Genomic DNA, 18,192 nt, shown 5'->3' with positions numbered 1-18,192 from the left:
TTTACTCACTCCTTGCCCGCTGCTAAAACCTCTCTTTCAATCAATTCTACCGTCTCATCTAATTTATTATTAAATATATTATCTACTGTTTTTTCTTGTTCAGAATTAATAATCCTCTTTAAAACTTCATCTTTAGATACAGCATATTCATCATAAAGATCTGGTCTAAAGATCTCTATTTTAGGTAAGTCACCAGTCTTAAAACCTTCTACAATCACCAAATCAAAACTAGAGTCTATATATTTATCAGCTAACTCCTTTACTGGAACTTCTTTATTAACTTCTTTAATTACTGCTACCTTTTCATGAGAAGATAAGATAACTGTTTCTGCCCCTGCTTCTCGATGCCGCCAGCTATCTTTCCCCGGCTTATCTATCTTAAACTTATGGGCATTATGTTTAATTGTACCCACTTTATAACCTTTTTTCTTTAGTCTAGGAATTAATTTAGTTATAAAAGTAGTCTTACCTGAATTAGACCAACCAACAATAGAAAGCATTGCTGTCAATTTTTAATCACCTACTCCCTAGCACAATCTTCCACTTTATCTTTTAATAACTCAACTGCATGAGGAATAACTTCTAAAACTACTTCTAAACACTCTTTTACAGCTTTAGGACTGCCCGGCAAATTGATAATTAAAGACTCCTCTTTAGTCCCTGCTACTGCTCTAGATAACATAGCTTTACGAGTCTTTTTTAAACTCTCTGCTCTAATAGTTTCTGTTATCCCCGGCACCTCTTTTTCAATCACCTCTTTAGTCGCATCAGGAGTTACATCTGTAGGAGCCAATCCTGTACCTCCAGTAGTTAGAATCAAGTTCAAACCTAATTCTGTTATCATCTCATTTAACTCACCTATAATCATCTCTTTATTATCAGGCAACACCTCATAATACTCTACTTGACCATCAATTTCTCTTACAAGCTCTTTAATTACTGGTCCACTTTCATCCTCGCGCCCTCCTGCTGCCCCACTATCACTTAAAGTTAAGATACCAACTTTAATCATCACTAATCACCTTAATTTGAACTCCACTTTGTAGTCTCCCACCCTGTAGCACTTTAGCAAAAATACCCCGCTTAGGCATAATACAGTCTCCAACTTGATGATAAATATTACAATGATCATGACACTCTTTTCCTATCTGAGTAACCTCTAATAGAATCTGGTCCCCAAGCTGTAATCTACTGCCTACTGGTAATTCATATAACTCCAACCCCTTAGTTACTATATTTTCTCCAAAAGCTCCTACTTCTAATTCTAATCCTTGTTCCCTCATCATCTCAATATCTTCTTGACTTAATAAACTAATTTGGCGGTGCCAATCTCCAGCATGAGCATCACCTTCTAGACCATAATTTTCTTTTAAATAACCCTCATTTATCTCTGATTTAGCTTCTCCTTTATTTTCACTACGACAGATAGCAATTATTTCTCCCACTAAATTTTGATCTGGTTTAAACTTAGTTTCCACTACTAGCCACCCCTTTCTTTACAAATCTAAAATAGCTATTCCTCTAATAATACTTCTAATCTATCGCCAGTTTTTAATTTGCCCCCTGCTAAGACACTAGCAAAGATACCTTCTCGGTACATAGCTAAATAATGATCTTCTACTCTTTGATCATCTTTACCAATCTGATCTATCTCTAAAATAATCTCATCTCCTAACTTTAATTTAGTCCCAATCTTTAATTTAGGTAATTCCACTCCTTCAGTTATAATATTAGCCTCAAAAGTACCTAATTCTAACTCTGGATCAGCATATTTAGTCACTGAAGCAGCAGCTAAAAGACTGACTTGATGTTTATCTTCTCGAGCATGGATATCTCCTTCCAAACCATAATCTTTTTTGATAACTACTGAATCCACTTCTTCTTTAGCTTTACCTCTTTGAGTACCAGAATAAATTCCCTTTACTATCCCAGTTAATTCATCAGCTAGATAAGTTCCACTCTTCCCACCAGTCTTTTTCAATAATTTTATCTCTCCAATCTCTATACTTTTATCCACTGCTTTACACATGTCATAAATAGTCAATCCAGCAGTTGATACAGCAGTTAAAGCCTCCATTTCCACTCCCGTCTTACCAGTTATCTTAGTAATAGCAATAATCTCTATAATTTGTTCGGAATCTATAATATTAAATTTTACATCAATTCCACTAACTAACAAGGGATGACACATTGGAATTAAATCTGGCGTTTTTTTAACTCCCATAATACCTGCTACCCTAGCTACTTCTAATACATCCCCTTTTTGCATTTCATCATCTTTAATCATTTGTAATGTTTGCGAACTAACTTTGACTTCTCCCTTAGCAATTGCTACTCGTTTCGTATCTTTTTTGTCACTAACATCAACCATTCTTGATCTCCCTTGATCATCAAAATGACTTAGTTGATCCATTTTTATCCTCCTATCTGTGACATATTTTTAGCAAAATTATTTTTATTATTTAATGAATGATCTTCTGGTTTTTTCTTAACCGCTTTAATAAATTGCTGTTGTAATTCTTGCTTGCTTCCAACTTTTCCTTTTAAATTAATCTCTTCTTCACTACATAAACAAGGTCTTAATTGACCAGTTGATGTTAATCTTAAGCGATTACAGTCACTACAAAAATGGTTACTAATAGGGCTAATGAAGCCGATTGTCCCTAAACTTTCTTCTACTTGATAATAATAAGCTGGCCCATTTCCCTTATCAAACTGAGTAGGTAATAATCTTTCTTCTTTTTTTATTAATTTCTTCAATTTACCAATTCCTAAATATCGCTTTTCCTGCTCAGTTTTCTTATCACCAGATGGCATAAACTCAATAAACCTAACATGAACAGGATACTTCCGGGTCAAATTAACAAAATCAAGCACTTCATCATCGTTAATTCCTTTCATTACTACTACATTAATCTTAACTGGATCTAATCCTACTTTTAAAGCTGTCTTTATACCTGATAAAACCTGTTGATATTTATTAAAACAAGTAATTTCTTTAAATTTATCTGCTTGTAAAGTATCCAAACTAATATTTACTCGCTCTAAACCAGCCTTTGCTAAATCTTTTCCATACTTAGGTAACAAAATACCATTAGTTGTTAAAGCTATCTCTTCAATTCCTGAGATCTCATTTAACATCTTAACTAAATCAACAACACCTTTTCTAACCAAAGGCTCTCCACCAGTTAACCTGATTTTTTTTATTCCTAACTCAGCTCCTGCATTAACTATTTTTAATATCTGCTCATAACTTAAAATTTGATTATGATCTACAAACTCTACTCCTTGGGGAGGCATACAATAATGACAACGTAAATTACATCTATCAGTTATTGAAATTCTTAAATAATCTATTAATCGACCATAATCATCAATAAATTTAGTCATTTTCTATCACCTTCCCCGTAGCTGAAATTTCATAACCTGGTAACTCGGTTACCTGCTGTTTAAATTCTTGACTGCGAATTGTTGCCAGTAACTTTTTAATTCGAGAATCTTCCCAATACTCAACTGGAATAGCCAAATCATATCTTTCGGTAACTAGCGGAATAAACTCTAAATCAAAAGCCTGAGCAGCAGCTAATACTCCTAACCCTACATCTGCTCCTTCATTAGCTATCTCACTAGCTAATGTAAGATGAGTATATTCTATTCGATCATATCCTGTAATCTGTTTAGAATCAATTCCTATTTCATTTAATTTATAATCGAGCAATACCCTAGTCCCTGAACCTCGCTGACGGTTAATAAATAATACATCATCCCGAACCAAATCACTAAGTTCAGTTATATTTTTAGGATTTCCCGCTTTAACCATTAATCCTTGTTTTCGATAAGCTAAATTAACTAATTTTACTTCTCGATTTGGAAGATACTTTTCTAAATAAGAATGATTATAATTTCCTGTTTCTGGATCTAATAAATGAGTTCCAGCTAAATGACACTCCTGACGCTTTAAAGCAGTTAGCCCGCCCAAACTACCAGTTGATTTAGTTAATACTTCAATTCCCTCTTTAGCTAACTGATTAGTAACTAAATCTAAAGTCAAATCATTGCTTCCACTAATTAATAAATTAGTTTCAGGTTTAACTTGATCAGTTAATAATTCTACTTCTACTTCTTCACCACGCTGTAAACCTTCACTAAATTCAGAAATAGTTACTAAACCATCTGCTTCTACTAAAGAACCAATTACTCCTGAAGCTCTCGGTAAAGAGGTAGCAATTACTTCCTGACCTAAACTAGTTAACTTAACCCGGACATATTCTCTCACTCCCAATTTTGAAACCAACTTAGTACCTAACTTGACAACCCTCTTTTTAGCAACAGGTGCTTCTTGACCAGCCATCTGATAAATTAAAGGCTTCACAAATAACCGAGTAGTTAAAGCTGCTGCTACTGGATAACCAGGCAAACCAATTACTGGCGTATTATCAATTACTCCTAAAATAACTGGCCCTCCTGGCTTCATACTAACACCATGGACTACTACTGTTCCTAATTCAGCTATTACCTGACTAGTATAATCTTCTTGCCCAGCTGAAGAACCAGCAGTAACTACTACTAAATCGTGCTCTTTAACTCCTTGTTTAACTTTTTCTTTAATCTGGTCATAATCATCGCTAACAATAGAATTTAAATTAGCCTCACCGTCCCACTGCTCTACTAAATTACCAACAACCTGAGAATTATATTCAGTTATTTCTCCTGCTTTTAGTGAAGTTCCTGGAGGACGAAGTTCACTTCCTGTCGGAATTACTTTTACCTCAGGTTGAGCATAAACTGTAACTTCAGTTATTCCCCCTTCTAATACTAATCCAATCTCATACGAGCCAACTTGCTTACCAACAGGTAAAATCAACTCCCCTTTAACTAAACTTTCCCCAATATTACGTACATGCTGCCAAGGAGTAGCTGAAGATTCTATTTCTACCATTTCTTCATCAAGCTGGTTAACTTCCTCAATCATAATTACAGCATTAAATTGTTCTGGTATGGGATCTCCCGTATCAACAAATTGATAATTACTTCCTTGATCTAATTTTATCGGATTAGTTTCAGAAGCACCTGCTGTTTCTTCCGCTTTAACAGCTATTCCATCCATAGCTGAAGCATGATAATGGGGAGCAGAATGGTTAGCATAAACCGGTTCAGCAATTATTCTCTGTCGGGCGGCCCTAATATCAACTGTTTCTTTTTTGGGGTCAATTTCTAACTTATCATGCCACTTAGTCAATGCTTCTTCAACTGATACATTATCTAAATAAATATTTCTGCTCACTTAAACCCCTCCTTACTAAAACAATAAAACTTCAACTTCAGTTCCTGCCTTAATACCTTCTGATCCTAAATCTACCTTAATTAATCCATCTGCTTCCACCATAGTAGTAATCAAACTTGATTTCCCTAACATTGGTTTGGCTAATAATTGCTCTGCTTCCTCATCTACTAACTTCACTCGCAAATATTCTGTTCTACCTTTATTAGAGGCTACATTTCGAGTTAATTTAGCAGTCACTTGACTTTTTAAAGGTAGTGCTTTCTTAAAACCAACTAATTTTTGAATAATGGGCTTTACTACAATCTCAAATACTACCATCGCTGAAGTAGGATGCCCTGGCAAACCAACTATTAATGTATCATCTACAAATGCTATAATTGTTGGCTTTCCTGGCTTAATTGCTACTCCATGAATAACTACTCCGGGATCACCCAATTCATTTAAAACTTCAATTGTTAGATCCTTAACCCCTACTGAACTCCCACCAGATAAAATAATCAAATCACTAGTAGCAACTTTATCCTGTAATTGCTTGTTTAACTGCTCTTTATCATCCGGAATAATCCCGCCATAGTCTACAACTGCTCCTACCTGCTTAACCAATCCTCCAATCGAATAAGAATTTATATCTCTAATTTGACCTTGAATCGGCTTCTGCCTAGGAGTAATAAGTTCATCCCCAGTAGAAAAAACCGTCACCTGAGGCTTAGTATAAACTTCAACTTCAGTAACTCCAATTCCGGCTAAAGCACCTATATCTTGAGGTCTTAACTGGTGTCCTAAAGAAAGTAAATTTTCTCCCTGACTAATATCTTCTCCTGCAACTACTATATTTTCTCCTACTCCTACTGAAGTAGTTACCTCTATCTCATTTTCATCTACAACTTCAGTATATTCAACCATTACCACTGCATCTGCTCCAGGAGGTAACATCCCACCAGTAGCAACTTCTACAGCTTGCCCGGAGTCAATTTTTTGGGTTGCTTCTTCTCCCATCCCTACTCTATCTATTACCTCTAAATAAACCGGTAAAGTTTCCGTTGCCCCAAAAGTATCTTCAGCCTTAACCGCATAACCATCCATAGTCGAACGAGAAAATGGAGGTACATTAACCTTACTAACTATCTCCTGAGCCAATACCCGATCATCAGCCTCAGTAATTTTAACTGTCTCAGTCGGTAAACTAGTTTCTAATTTATCTTCTGCTACCTGCAATGCTTCATCAATTGTCATTAAATCAAATAATTCAGCCATTTAATCCCTCCTAATACACATATACTGCTGATGCTTTAAAGGTAACATATACTTCACTACCTACTTCTAATTCCATTTCTTCTAAGGAATGATAAGTCAGATAAATAGTTAATTCTATACCGATATTAACTTTAACCTCTACTAATGATAATCGTTGTTGAATATTAGTTACCTGCGCCTGATAATTATTTCGAGCACTAGAAGGAAATTGCTTCTGAGATAAGATAATATCTTCAGGACGAATTATCAAGTTAACCTGGCCACTTCTTTTATCCGTAGTTACTACTAAGTGAAGATCATCGGTTAGCTTAACTAACTTATCAGTACCTTCTTTTAAAAGTTGGCCCTGAAAAATATTTTTACTAGCTACAAACTCAGCTACAAAATTAGATTTAGGCTGCCGAAATATTTTTTTGGGTTCGCCCTCCTGTACAATTTCCCCTTGCTTCATAATCCCAATTCTATCTGCTAAAACCAAAGCTTCATCAAAATTATGGGTAACATGTAGAGTAGTAGTTCCTAATTTAGCATGAATTTTAGCTAAATCCTGTTGCAGTTTTTCAGTTGTCCTTGGATCAAGAGCACTTAATGGTTCATCTAACAGTAAAATCTGGGGAGAAATAATTAAGGCTCGAGCTAAAGCTACTCGCTGTTTTTCCCCACCACTTAAAGTAGCAGGATCCCGATATAACAACTGATCAATTCCTAACAAAGATACAATCTCGGTTAATCTTTGTTTCTGATCAATTTTATTTCTAACTTCTAAACCAAACAAAATATTTTCTCTAACATTTAAATGAGGAAATAACATATAATTTTGATAAACCATACCAATTTTTCTTTCTTCTGGTGGTAAATTCGTTACTTTTTCTCCTCCAAACCAAATATCTCCTTTATCAGGTATCTGCAAACCGGCAATTAATTCTAAAAGTATAGATTTACCTGTCCCTGTTGGCCCTAAAATAACAAAATAGTCTTCTTCATTAATCTCTAAATTAGTATCCTTTAATTTAAAATCCCCTAAATCACAACTTATATTTTCTAATCTAATCATCTTTACTTCGCTCCTCTACTTTGTAACAATCTCAAGCAGATAAACACAACTAAGGTAGTCAGTACCATTACTATAGCAACTGGCCTAGAATACTTAAGTCCATAAGAGGTAAACCGCTCATAAATTAAAACTGGTGCAGTTCTCGGATGATAAGCTAAAATCATTACTGCACCAAACTCGGATAATCCCCGAGCCCACATCATCATTGAACCAGAAACAATATGATTTAAATTCAATGGTAAAGCTACCTTAAAAAAAACTTGAGCCGGAGTAGCTCCTAACGTTCTAGCTACTTTTTCTAGTCTAACATCAATTGCTCTAAATCCTTCTTTAACTTCATTAACTAAAAAAGGCAAACTAACAAACATCATCGCAACTACAATCCCAGCAAACTTTCCTACAAATTCTATTCCTAAAAAACCAAATAACTTACCACCAATAAATCGATTCCCAAAAACTGTAAGCAAAGCAATTCCAGCAGCAGTATGTGGAATAATAACTGGTAAATTAATTATCCCCTCAATTAATGATCGACCAGGAAAATTAACCCGAGCCAATAAATAAGCTAACGGTACTCCCAATAATAAAGTGATTACAGTAGCAGTTAAAGAAGCACGAAAAGTTAACAAAATAGATTGGTAGACTTCCTTCTCCTGTAAAGTAGATAATACCAATTCAACACTAGAACCAGTAGTTAATTTTATCAAGGGAGCTAAAATAAATAATAATAATAATAAAGATAAACTACTTAATACTAAATTAAATAGTGAACGACGCATATTCCAATCTCCTTTAAATTTAATTATTTCTGCTATATAAAAAAGAAAATAATTATAAATAGAAAATAAATATGACCTTTTAGCCATCTCTTATGGTTTTAATTTTGGTATTTCTATTTTTCTACTGTTAGATCTTTTAATTGTTCCGGCACTTTATCAATATCATTAACTTTAGCTGGAGCTATAGAAGGTTGACCATTTTCCTTCATAATCTTTTGTCCTTTTTCTCCTAATAAGAATTCCATAAAAGCATTTGCTGCTTCACGATTAGGAGCATTATTAGGAATTGTTACCCCATAAACCATAGGTAGTCCAACTTTCGTAATTGTTTCACCTGGTTTTTTACCACTAACTTCATAACTAACTGTTTTATAAAAATCTGCATATTGGTTTGTCTTTAAATTAATTTTTTCTGGTAAAGTTGTAAAAGGAAGCCCATGTTGTTCAGCTACCGAACGATAAATAAATAGATAATCTAATTCTCCTGCTTCTAAAAGTGAAATTAAGTCTGTTTCTTTTGCTCTAACATTTTCCTGTGGACAACCACTATCTAATCTTTCATATAAATTAGCTTCATCATAATGTTTTTCAGCTAACTTCCACACTAATTGGCTCCGATAACCACAAGGGTCAACATCAGGATTAGAATGACCATACTCTACATCATCTTTTAAAAGAATCTTATACCAGTTATCCTCATTAATCTTATCACCATATTTGGAATGCTTAGTATACATAATAGCCATTTCGTTAGTAACAAAATTAGCTCTCCACTTAGTAAATTCAGGCACCATTAACTCTTCAATTACTGTATAATCTGCAGAAGCAACTATATCAGCTCTTCTTCCTAAATCAGTAACCTTACGAACAGTGTCTCTACTACCGGCTGCTTCTCTTTTTACATCAACAGCTGGATATTCCTTTTCAAAAGCTTTCTCTGCTTGTTTAAAAGGAATAGATAATGAACCAGCATGGAAAATAACTACTTCTCCTGATACTTCACTAGCTTTTCCAGTTTCTTCGTCATCCCCAAAAATCCACCAAGCATTTCCAACTTGGGGCTGAACTACAAAAGCCAATGCCAACACAATTACAAGTGTAATTATTACTTTTCTTTTTCTCATAAATTTCACCATCCTTATTATTTTATAAATGTTACTATATTAAATAATGGTGTATATGTAAAAAGCCAACAAATTAGACAGAAACCAGGCATTCTGTCTAATTTGTTGGCCCTTAATTTCTGTCTTCTTTCCAAGCACGGGAGGGTTAAATACTTTTCCATTTAACCCCTAACGGCTAACTCACCTAGATATAGGCAAGGTCAGCTCGAAGACAAATAATAAATATTAAATTGTATCTTATAGCTCAATTTCATTAAAAGAATAATCCCTTAGATCAATCATTAATAACTTATTTTTTAGTGTATCTTTCTTATTTAAAACAACTTTAACTCCCTCAATAACCTGTAAAGAGGCAATAACAGAAACTGCTGGAGAAAAAACTGGAATTTCCTCATCTGATTTTTGCTCTTGTTCAAAAATTTCTTTTAATGTAAGAGTTTTACCAGGTATAATTGTTGTTATTTGACCATACCAGGAACTAACCCCACCATGAACTAAAGGAATTTTATATTCATTTGCTAATTTCTCTAATTTATACCTGCTTTTAAAATTATCTAAAGCATCAAGAATCAAATCAACATCTGAAGGAATTTCAGTTTCTTCATCAATTCTTTCTGTAATAGCTACAGTTTTTGTCTCTAACTTAAAATTATCTAGAACTTCTTTAGCTTTAACTGCTTTAAGCTCTTCTATATCTTCCTTTCCATAGAGAACTTGACGGTTCAAATTTGAAGGTTCAATTTTATCAGAATCTACTAAATAAATCTTCCCAACTCCAATTCGCTGTAGTTCTAAGGCTTGGTGAGTACCTAACCCTCCAACTCCAGCTATTAAGACAGTTATGTTAGTAATATCAGTAAGTTCCTCTTCTGTAAACATTAATCTCTGTCTTTGCAAGAAGTCCAATTTTAACCTCCTCCAACCGGAGGGAAGATTCCAATTCGGTCTCTTTCTTCCAATAATATATTTTCCTCATCTTTTCTTGTTTTTTTACCGTTAATCATGATAATTAAAGGAATATCCTTTAATCCTAAACGGTCAATTAAATTATCAAGAGTACTACCTTCTTCTATATCAATTACCGCCTCTTTTAATTCGCCCTCTATATCAATCCCTGGTATTTCTTCCACTTTGCATTTATCTTGCAAACCAGAAAATAGTTTCACTTCTACCTTCATATAATCCACCTACTTACTAATTATTTAATAATTATGAACTTCATCAAGATCTTCATCAGGAATATCAAAAGTTTCATTGTGAGGTGGCAATTCTTCTTTCTGCATAAATTTAGGTAATCGGTCATCAGCCTCAGTAAGTCCAGCTTCCTTATTGAACTCTCTTTCAACTTTAAGAATATTTTTTCCTAATTCCATATAATCATCTGAATCAAGCTCTTCACCATACTGAGCACTAATCATTTCCATTATCTTATCTAATGCTTCAGGCTCATCTAAATATGCAAATGATACGAAAGTACATAATCCAGTACTATCTACTGCAGTAGTAGCTATTTGAAGTTCACGAGATGTATCAATTTGGCCCTCATGACCAAGTGGATCGATATCTCCCCCAATACCAAGAGCATTATTTGTTACAGAATAACCAGCTGTATGGTCTGCTCCCATAGTAGTTGTTGCATAAGTAACACCTATCCCCTTGATAGCACGTGGATCATAAGCAGGCATAGACTGTTTCTTAACTGTTGGCACACGAGTAACACCAAAAGCTTCACCAGTAAATGCTGCACCATTACCAATAATTCTACCAAGACCAGTACCTTCTCTTATTTGTTCTACAAGATCAATCGCACCTTCAGTATCACCAAACTCAATGACACCTGCTTCCATAGCAACACCAATAGCACAACCTATATCGATAGTATCAATCCCAATATCATCACACAACCGATCCATTTCAGCTATAGCATCATAATCATTAATTTCACAATTAGCCCCAAAAGCCCAAATTGTTTCGTACTCAAAGCCACCAGTCTTATAATTACCTTCCTCATCATGATATACATTAGAACATCTTATAATACAACTAGAATGACAGTTGTGAGTTGTTTTACCACCACGTTCTTCAATTATTTCGGCTAATGTTTCACCACTAATCTTGTCTACATCTTCAAAACGACCCTCTGTAAAGTTTCTAGTTGGAAAAGCACCCGCTTCATTTATAACGTTAACTAAAGAAGCTGTTCCAAGTGCAGGTAATCCTTCACCACAAGTTGGATGATCTAAAATGATTTCAGCAAACCTCTTAGATGCTTCTTTAAATCTTTCTTCATCTTCTATAGAAACTCCCGTAGCACCTTCATCATCAATAATAATTGTTTTAATTCCTTTAGATCCCATTACTGCTCCAGTGCCGCCACGTCCACAATGACGAGTAGGATGACCATCAGGATCTGTTATTGCAATAGAAGCAACCTTTAATTTGTTTTCTCCACCAGGTCCAATAGAAACTACACAAGCATCATCTCCAAATTTATCTTGCATTAACTCATCTATTTCATAATTCCCTTTACCTGCTAAATCAGATGCATCTTCAATTTTAATCCCACTTTTATTTATCTTTAATTGATATAGCTTATCATCTTGAGGTTGACCTTCAAGAATAAGTGCCTTAATCCCTAATTTAGCCAGCTTTTGAGAAGCTGTTCCACCAGAATTGGATTCCTTAATACCACCAGTAAGAGGACTTTTAGTACCAACTGAAATCCGACCAGAACATGGAGCCAATGTACCAGTTAATATTCCAGGAGCCATTACTAATTTATTGTTAGGTCCTAATGCATGACAATTTGGATCAACCTCATCAGCAATGATCTGTGAAGTAATTGCTCGACCTCCTGAAACCACATATTCTTCTTTTACATCTTCAGTAGTAACTGTGCCTTTAGTCATATTAACTCTATAAATCTTTCTATCCATCACTAATACCCCCTTGATTTTATTTAATGCTCCTTTCCAATCACGGGAGGCTTTTAAATTTCTTTAAAAACCCATTGGTATTTCCCCATAGAAATTTTCCTTAGAAAGAAATACTCGGAAGTAAAAACAAACATAAATGTATAATAGAATATAGCTCTCAGTTTAAACTGAGAGCTATATTCTATTTAAATCTTAAAAATAATATTTGCTACATATCATCCTATTTTAATAAGCATCTTCAAAGAGACCAGCTACAGCCTCTGCATCTCCTTTTCTTGGGTTAGTTCCTGCATTACCATCTTCTAAAGCGTATTTGGCCATTGCTTTAAAATCTTCTTCCTTGACATCAAATTCTGAATCGCTTAGGCTAGTTGGAATACCAATGTCTTCAGAAAGTTGCTTAATAGCCTCTAGAGCTGCTTCTGCAGCTTCTCTAGTAGACAGATCCTCAGTTTGTACTCCAAAGATCTCAGCTATATCTGCAAAACGTTCTAACTTAGCACCAAGATTAAACTTCTCAACATATGGAAGTAAGATAGCATTTGCTATTCCGTGAGGCATATCATAAAAACCACCTAATTGATGAGCCATAGCATGAACATAACCTAATCCTCCATTATTAAAAGCATATCCTGCTAATACTGATGCATTAGCCATATTCTCACGTGCTTCAATATCTTCCCCATTATATACAGCGTTACGTAAGTTATCAGCTACAAGTTTCATTGATTCTAAAGCAGCAGCATCAGTTAGAGGATTAGCTCCTGTAGAAACATATGTTTCTAAAGCATGAGTTAATGCATCCATACCAGTAGCTGCAGTTAATGCAGGTGGTTTAGCTACCATTAACTCTGGATCGTTAATAGAAACATCTGGCGTATTTCTCCAGCTTACCATAACAAACTTAACATGCGGATCTTGAGAAGTATCAGTAATCACTGCATGACGAGTAACCTCACTAGCAGTTCCAGCAGTAGTATTAACACATACCATTGGAGGAGTTTCATTTTCTAATAATTCGATCCCAGCATAATCTTCATAAAGATCTCCATCATGAGTAGCAGCTACTCCAATTCCCTTACCACAATCATGAGAACTACCTCCACCTACTGTAACGATCATGTCACAGTCTCTTTCTTCATAAATTTCTAATCCTTCATAAACATTTCTATCTTTAGGATTAGCCTCTACACCGTCATAAATAGCATATCCTACTCCTGCTTCTTCAAGATAACCAAGCACTTGGTCTACTGGTCCATCTTCCATACTTTTCAAGAAACTATCAGTGACTATTAAAACTTTTTCTGCTCCTAAAATATCACATCTTTCTCCAACTACTTCTACACAGCCTGGCCCCATAAAATTCACAGTTGGCAACATATAATCATAATATTGTTGTTCCATCAGACCCCTCCTTGAGTTTTTTAATATTTTTAGGTGTTTAGGGATGAAAAGCACTTATAAAAATATATAGCCTTATATGTAATCCTAAAAAGTTAATGAATTTTTAAAAAATTTAAAATTTTATAATTTTTAAATTATATTATAATATTTATTGTAATTTAGATTATTACTGATTAGTAATATTGTACCAATTCATATTTTCTTTGTCAAGTCATTTGGCTGATTTATCCAAACATATTAATTAAAAAATAATTTATAATAGCAAATTTTTATGATTACAATTAAATTAGGCACAGATTATCAGCCCTGATAACCTGTGCCTATATCTCTAAACAGGGGGAGAAGTTTATTTAATAAATAGCATACAAAGTCACTATTGTAGCAATACTGACTAAAACTTCTCCTCCAAATCCAACAAAGAATGATTTCAATCCTATTTTTCTCATCTTAACAAAGTCAGTTCTAAACCCTACTCCAGCAAAAGATAACATAAAAATCTATTTATAGATATTTTTAATAGTTCCAATAAAAAGCCTATTAAAAGTTTAGGGAACTTTTTCCAAACAAACTTTGCTTTATTATCAACTTCACTAGCCATTCCCTTTCTAGCATAATAAATTAAGTATAGTAACACAATAACTCCCATTAAAGCATTTCTAGATAACTTAATTACAGTAGCATATTGACCAGCTTGATCAGAATAAGCAAAACCAGTTGCTAAAGTTTCAGCAGTATTATCAACAGCTAAACCTGACCAAAATCCAAAAATCTGATCAGACATCTGGACTATTTCTCCAATAATAGGATACAAAAAGACTGTCACTGCACTAAAAATCAAAATTGTTGCAATTGCTAAGCCAGATTCTTCTTCATCTGCATCAACAGCCCCTGTAGCACCAATAATAACTGAAACACCACAAATACCTGTCCCCATAGCCAGTAAACTTCCTAATTTATCACTAACTCCAAACTGGTTAGCTAAAAATTCAATTAAAACTAAAGAAAACGCTATCTCTAAAACAACTAGTACTATTTCTATACCACCTATTTTTAATACATTCTGTAACACAAGTCTAGCCCCTAATACAACAATTCCTAACTTTAACCATAATCATAGGTATCAATCCCTGGAATCTTTTCAAAAATCGTCCCTAAAATTGACTTATTTTCCACTTCAATTATTGACTCGTCTGTTTCTTTTTCAGTTGACATATTAGCCCTCCTTTTACCAAGATATATTTGCTATCAAACCTAACTTAACTAATAAACCTAAAGACAAGGCTAAAATTACTGCTATCCAATCTGTACTAACACCTATTTCCTCAAACTTCACAGTTCCCAGCCCTCTCTAAATATTTACTCACTCTCACCTTCAGCTGTAACATGAATATTAGCTCTATACTCAGTTTCGTCCCAATAAATATGGTCAGCTACTTCAGCTTCTGGATTTAACTCAACTCCATCTAAAATCTTTTCTTTAAACTGATAAAAGCCAGCCATATCAATTAAATGTCCGCCATGCAGATAAATTGGTTTATAATTAAGTACTTCAGCTGAGAAATCTTCCCAATTATCAATAATACCAAGTACCACATCTTCTGTCACCCAGTCTAAGAACATTTTACCCATTCGAGGATACTGCTTACCAGCTCGACCACCAATTGTTACTCGATAAAAATCTTTTGGGTTTCTCTCCCAAGCACCAGTTGGGCAAGCAACAACACATTCACCACAACCAACACAACAACATTCATCTTTAACAATTTTTCCTTGTTCCTTCTCTAAAACTGCTGTTGCATGATCTTCACAAGCTTCAACACACTTTCCACAGCCGATACAACGATCGTAATTATATTCTGCTTTAACAAGACCAATAATCCCAAAATCATTAAAGTGACCCTTAGCACAATCGTTAGGACAACCAGCTACACCAATTTTAATATGGTAGGGACTCGGATAAATCTTGCGTTCCAATTTTCTAGCTAGCTCAGTCGTATCTACATTCGCTTTAACACAGTGGCGATTTCCTATACAAGCCATAATATTACGAGCACCTAGATTCGGGAAACCACTGTCATCAACTTCCATATCTACACCACAGGTCTCTACTTCTACCCCCTCAATATAATTTTTTAAGTATTCATTAACTTCATCTATATTTTCATACTTAATTCCAGGAATAGAAAAAGTCTGTCGGGTTCCAATATGAAAATCTCCATTACCCCAAGTTTGAGCTATATGCTGTACATCAGATAAATATTGAGCATCAACCACAGCCCCAGGAACTCGTAGTTGTAACATACATTCTCCATCTACTTTAGATTGGCGAAAACAATTAGATGTTAACTCTCCTACATTAATATCTTGCTTCATAACTTCCCCCTCCTAATCTATTAAATCTTTTGCTGTAGTATAGTTAAATACTGGACCATCCACACAAACATAAGTATCCCCTATCTTACAATGACCACATTTACCTACACCACAGGACATATTTCTTTCCAGGGATAACCAAATTTTCTCCTCAGAAACTCCCTGTTCTAAACATTCTGCAGCAGCAGCATCCATCATCACTTGCGGGCCAACAATAACTACCTGATAATCATCTAAACTAGCAAATGGCACCTGCTCAATATACTCAGTTACAAAACCAGTTTCAAATCCTGCAGCCTCTTCTTCATCTAAAGAATAAATTGTATTATCAAATTTTTCCTCATATTTCTCTAAATCAGCACTATATAAAATACATTCTGTATTTTTAAATCCAGTTAAGAAGTGGACCGAATTCAATTGTTCATAATTATCATAAGCATGCTGTAGTAAACTCTTAACAGCACACACACCAGTTCCGCCAGCTATTATAACTAAATCTTGATCTGCAAACTCATCTACCGGAAATGAATTTCCATATGGTCCCCGAATAAATAAATTATCATCAGTCTGCAAGCCAAAAACTTCCCCAGTAACTTTACCAACCTTTCTAATAGTAAACTCTAGCCAATCATCTCCAATTCCACTGACAGAAATAGGAGCTTCTCCAACTTTAGGTAACGAAATTTGAAAAAACTGACCAGGCTGAGCTGTCATATCTGTTGCAACTCTAAATTTATACTCCATATTAGTTTCCTGCTCAATATCTAATATTGGACAAGGTTTAGGTTTTAACTCATTTTCAGCTATACATTTACACTCATCACACATTTCATTTAACCCCCTTAAGCCTCATTATTAAGTTTATCTACTTTAGCACTTAGCCAGTTAATCATTGTTGAGAAAGAAATAAGTTCATTACATCTGTCAGTACAACGGCCACAACCAACACACATATGTCCGTCACCAAATCTAGCTTGATAATCATAAATCTTATGCAAGACCCTAAATCTCATTCTTTGGCCCGGAGTATCTCTCAAACTATGACCACCAGCCATCTCTGTAAAGTCTTCATGTAAACAACTAGCCCAGACTCTTCTTCTTTCTCCAGCTTTTCCATTTTCAGTATAACTAACATCTGAAGTAGTAAAACAACTACAAGTTATGCAAGCTGAAGTACAAGCACCACAACTTTCACATCGTTCATCATATTCAGCCCACATATCTAAATTATGAACTTCTGGTAAGATTTCTTGATTAATATCTGGAATATCTACTGTAGTTTGATTAGAGGTAGGAAATTGAGGAGTAAATTCAATTTCTTCTTGGGGAGAAAATAATTCTTCAAACTCATCATCTTTAACTTCAACTGCCAACTGATCTTTATTAGATCTAATAGCTAAACTATAATTATCTGTTTGATTAGCATCCATCGAAACACAAAAACAGCTATCCCAATCTTCTCTACATTCCATCATTACAAACTTTACTTTCTCTCTCAGGCGCTTATAATACTTATCTTCAACCTCCCCATTCTCCAAGAAAATAGTATCTAATCTTTCAATCCCATTAATATCACATGGGCGAGCAAAAACTAAAATATCCTTATCATACACCTCAGTTTCTTTATACTCATACTCTGTAAAGTGCAATAATCTTTGGGTAATTGGATGAATTATTTCTTTAGGTGAAACATCAGACTTTTCAGTAAAAACTACATCTTCAATTGAATCAATCTCCGCATAGCGGACCACATCAGTATCAGAATACCGACCTTGCCCTGCAAAGAGTACTGGAGCATATACTTTGTACTCTCTTTGTAGTTCTGTTAAGATATCATCCATCTTTTCCTTTGCTACGGAGTAACTCATATTCTCCCTCCTTAAAAACTAAAATTATTTTGGTTTGTAATTTGTTCTCTTTCTAGTTCGATTTTACTATTTAATTACTGCTATGTAAAATAATAATTATTTATAAGTCATATAAG

18 protein-coding genes and 2 riboswitches are annotated in these 18,192 nt (G+C 34.5%); all 18 genes read right to left on the bottom strand.

Features of this window, described 5'->3' with window-relative positions:
- Positions 1-5: 5 nt before the first annotated feature.
- The 18 genes from mobB to asrA all read right to left on the bottom strand — a co-directional run bounded on the left by mobB (position 6) and on the right by asrA (position 18,076).
- On the bottom strand, positions 6-500 hold the full coding sequence (gene mobB, locus ACYQ3D_RS04845) for a molybdopterin-guanine dinucleotide biosynthesis protein B (RefSeq protein WP_459836999.1): 495 nt from the start codon (positions 498-500) through the stop codon (positions 6-8).
- A 20-nt stretch (positions 501-520) separates the two neighbouring features.
- On the bottom strand, positions 521-1,012 hold the full coding sequence (locus tag ACYQ3D_RS04840) for a MogA/MoaB family molybdenum cofactor biosynthesis protein (RefSeq protein WP_459836796.1): 492 nt from the start codon (positions 1,010-1,012) through the stop codon (positions 521-523).
- Positions 1,005-1,478, bottom strand: coding sequence for an MOSC domain-containing protein (locus tag ACYQ3D_RS04835; protein ID WP_459836795.1), 474 nt, complete (start codon positions 1,476-1,478; stop codon positions 1,005-1,007). The genes ACYQ3D_RS04840 and ACYQ3D_RS04835 overlap by 8 nt, the downstream gene beginning before the upstream one ends.
- Before the next feature lie 35 nt (positions 1,479-1,513).
- On the bottom strand, positions 1,514-2,413 hold the full coding sequence (moaC, locus tag ACYQ3D_RS04830) for a cyclic pyranopterin monophosphate synthase MoaC (RefSeq protein WP_459836793.1): 900 nt from the start codon (positions 2,411-2,413) through the stop codon (positions 1,514-1,516).
- 2 nt (positions 2,414-2,415) lie between these two features.
- Positions 2,416-3,390 carry a GTP 3',8-cyclase MoaA gene (gene moaA / locus ACYQ3D_RS04825; RefSeq protein ID WP_459836792.1) on the bottom strand — a complete coding sequence of 325 codons (975 nt, stop codon included), beginning with the start codon at positions 3,388-3,390 and terminating at the stop codon, positions 2,416-2,418.
- The gene (locus tag ACYQ3D_RS04820; RefSeq protein ID WP_459836791.1) at positions 3,383-5,284 is read right to left on the bottom strand and encodes a molybdopterin biosynthesis protein; all 1,902 of its coding nucleotides are present in this window, start codon (positions 5,282-5,284) and stop codon (positions 3,383-3,385) included. Before ACYQ3D_RS04820 ends, moaA begins: the two co-directional genes overlap by 8 nt.
- Before the next feature lie 15 nt (positions 5,285-5,299).
- Positions 5,300-6,538 carry a molybdopterin molybdotransferase MoeA gene (locus tag ACYQ3D_RS04815; RefSeq protein WP_459836790.1) on the bottom strand — a complete coding sequence of 413 codons (1,239 nt, stop codon included), beginning with the start codon at positions 6,536-6,538 and terminating at the stop codon, positions 5,300-5,302.
- A 10-nt stretch (positions 6,539-6,548) separates the two neighbouring features.
- The gene (gene wtpC / locus ACYQ3D_RS04810; protein WP_459836788.1) at positions 6,549-7,592 is read right to left on the bottom strand and encodes a tungstate ABC transporter ATP-binding protein WtpC; all 1,044 of its coding nucleotides are present in this window, start codon (positions 7,590-7,592) and stop codon (positions 6,549-6,551) included.
- A 2-nt stretch (positions 7,593-7,594) separates the two neighbouring features.
- Positions 7,595-8,371 carry an ABC transporter permease gene (locus tag ACYQ3D_RS04805; RefSeq protein WP_459836787.1) on the bottom strand — a complete coding sequence of 259 codons (777 nt, stop codon included), beginning with the start codon at positions 8,369-8,371 and terminating at the stop codon, positions 7,595-7,597.
- A gap of 113 nt (positions 8,372-8,484) precedes the next feature.
- The gene (gene wtpA / locus ACYQ3D_RS04800) at positions 8,485-9,495 is read right to left on the bottom strand and encodes a tungstate ABC transporter substrate-binding protein WtpA (RefSeq protein ID WP_459836785.1); all 1,011 of its coding nucleotides are present in this window, start codon (positions 9,493-9,495) and stop codon (positions 8,485-8,487) included.
- A gap of 107 nt (positions 9,496-9,602) precedes the next feature.
- Positions 9,603-9,718: riboswitch (molybdenum cofactor riboswitch) on the bottom strand.
- A gap of 14 nt (positions 9,719-9,732) precedes the next feature.
- On the bottom strand, positions 9,733-10,401 hold the full coding sequence (locus tag ACYQ3D_RS04795; RefSeq protein WP_459836784.1) for a HesA/MoeB/ThiF family protein: 669 nt from the start codon (positions 10,399-10,401) through the stop codon (positions 9,733-9,735).
- 2 nt (positions 10,402-10,403) lie between these two features.
- Positions 10,404-10,673, bottom strand: a complete 270-nt coding sequence (locus ACYQ3D_RS04790; RefSeq protein ID WP_459836782.1) for a MoaD/ThiS family protein — start codon at positions 10,671-10,673, stop codon at positions 10,404-10,406.
- A gap of 24 nt (positions 10,674-10,697) precedes the next feature.
- Positions 10,698-12,431: an aldehyde ferredoxin oxidoreductase family protein gene (locus ACYQ3D_RS04785; protein WP_459836781.1), complete on the bottom strand. Its 1,734-nt coding sequence runs from the start codon at positions 12,429-12,431 to the stop codon at positions 10,698-10,700.
- Between the two features lie 13 nt (positions 12,432-12,444).
- Positions 12,445-12,563, bottom strand: a riboswitch (molybdenum cofactor riboswitch).
- A gap of 93 nt (positions 12,564-12,656) precedes the next feature.
- A complete protein-coding gene (locus ACYQ3D_RS04780; RefSeq protein ID WP_459836780.1) occupies positions 12,657-13,835 on the bottom strand; it encodes an iron-containing alcohol dehydrogenase in 1,179 nt (392 codons plus the stop codon).
- Positions 13,836-14,304: 469 nt separating this feature from the next.
- A complete protein-coding gene (locus ACYQ3D_RS04775) occupies positions 14,305-14,904 on the bottom strand; it encodes a YeiH family protein (protein WP_459836779.1) in 600 nt (199 codons plus the stop codon).
- Positions 14,905-15,191: 287 nt separating this feature from the next.
- The gene (gene asrC / locus ACYQ3D_RS04770) at positions 15,192-16,208 is read right to left on the bottom strand and encodes a sulfite reductase subunit C (protein WP_459836777.1); all 1,017 of its coding nucleotides are present in this window, start codon (positions 16,206-16,208) and stop codon (positions 15,192-15,194) included.
- A 12-nt stretch (positions 16,209-16,220) separates the two neighbouring features.
- On the bottom strand, positions 16,221-17,036 hold the full coding sequence (gene asrB / locus ACYQ3D_RS04765) for an anaerobic sulfite reductase subunit AsrB (RefSeq protein ID WP_459836775.1): 816 nt from the start codon (positions 17,034-17,036) through the stop codon (positions 16,221-16,223).
- A gap of 14 nt (positions 17,037-17,050) precedes the next feature.
- A complete protein-coding gene (gene asrA, locus ACYQ3D_RS04760; RefSeq protein WP_459836774.1) occupies positions 17,051-18,076 on the bottom strand; it encodes an anaerobic sulfite reductase subunit AsrA in 1,026 nt (341 codons plus the stop codon).
- Between the last annotated feature and the right edge of the window lie 116 nt (positions 18,077-18,192).

The organism is Halanaerobaculum tunisiense, from assembly GCF_054657635.1.
The sequence above is the reverse complement of the archived record's forward strand: the minus strand, read 5'-3'. Positions and strand labels throughout refer to the sequence as shown.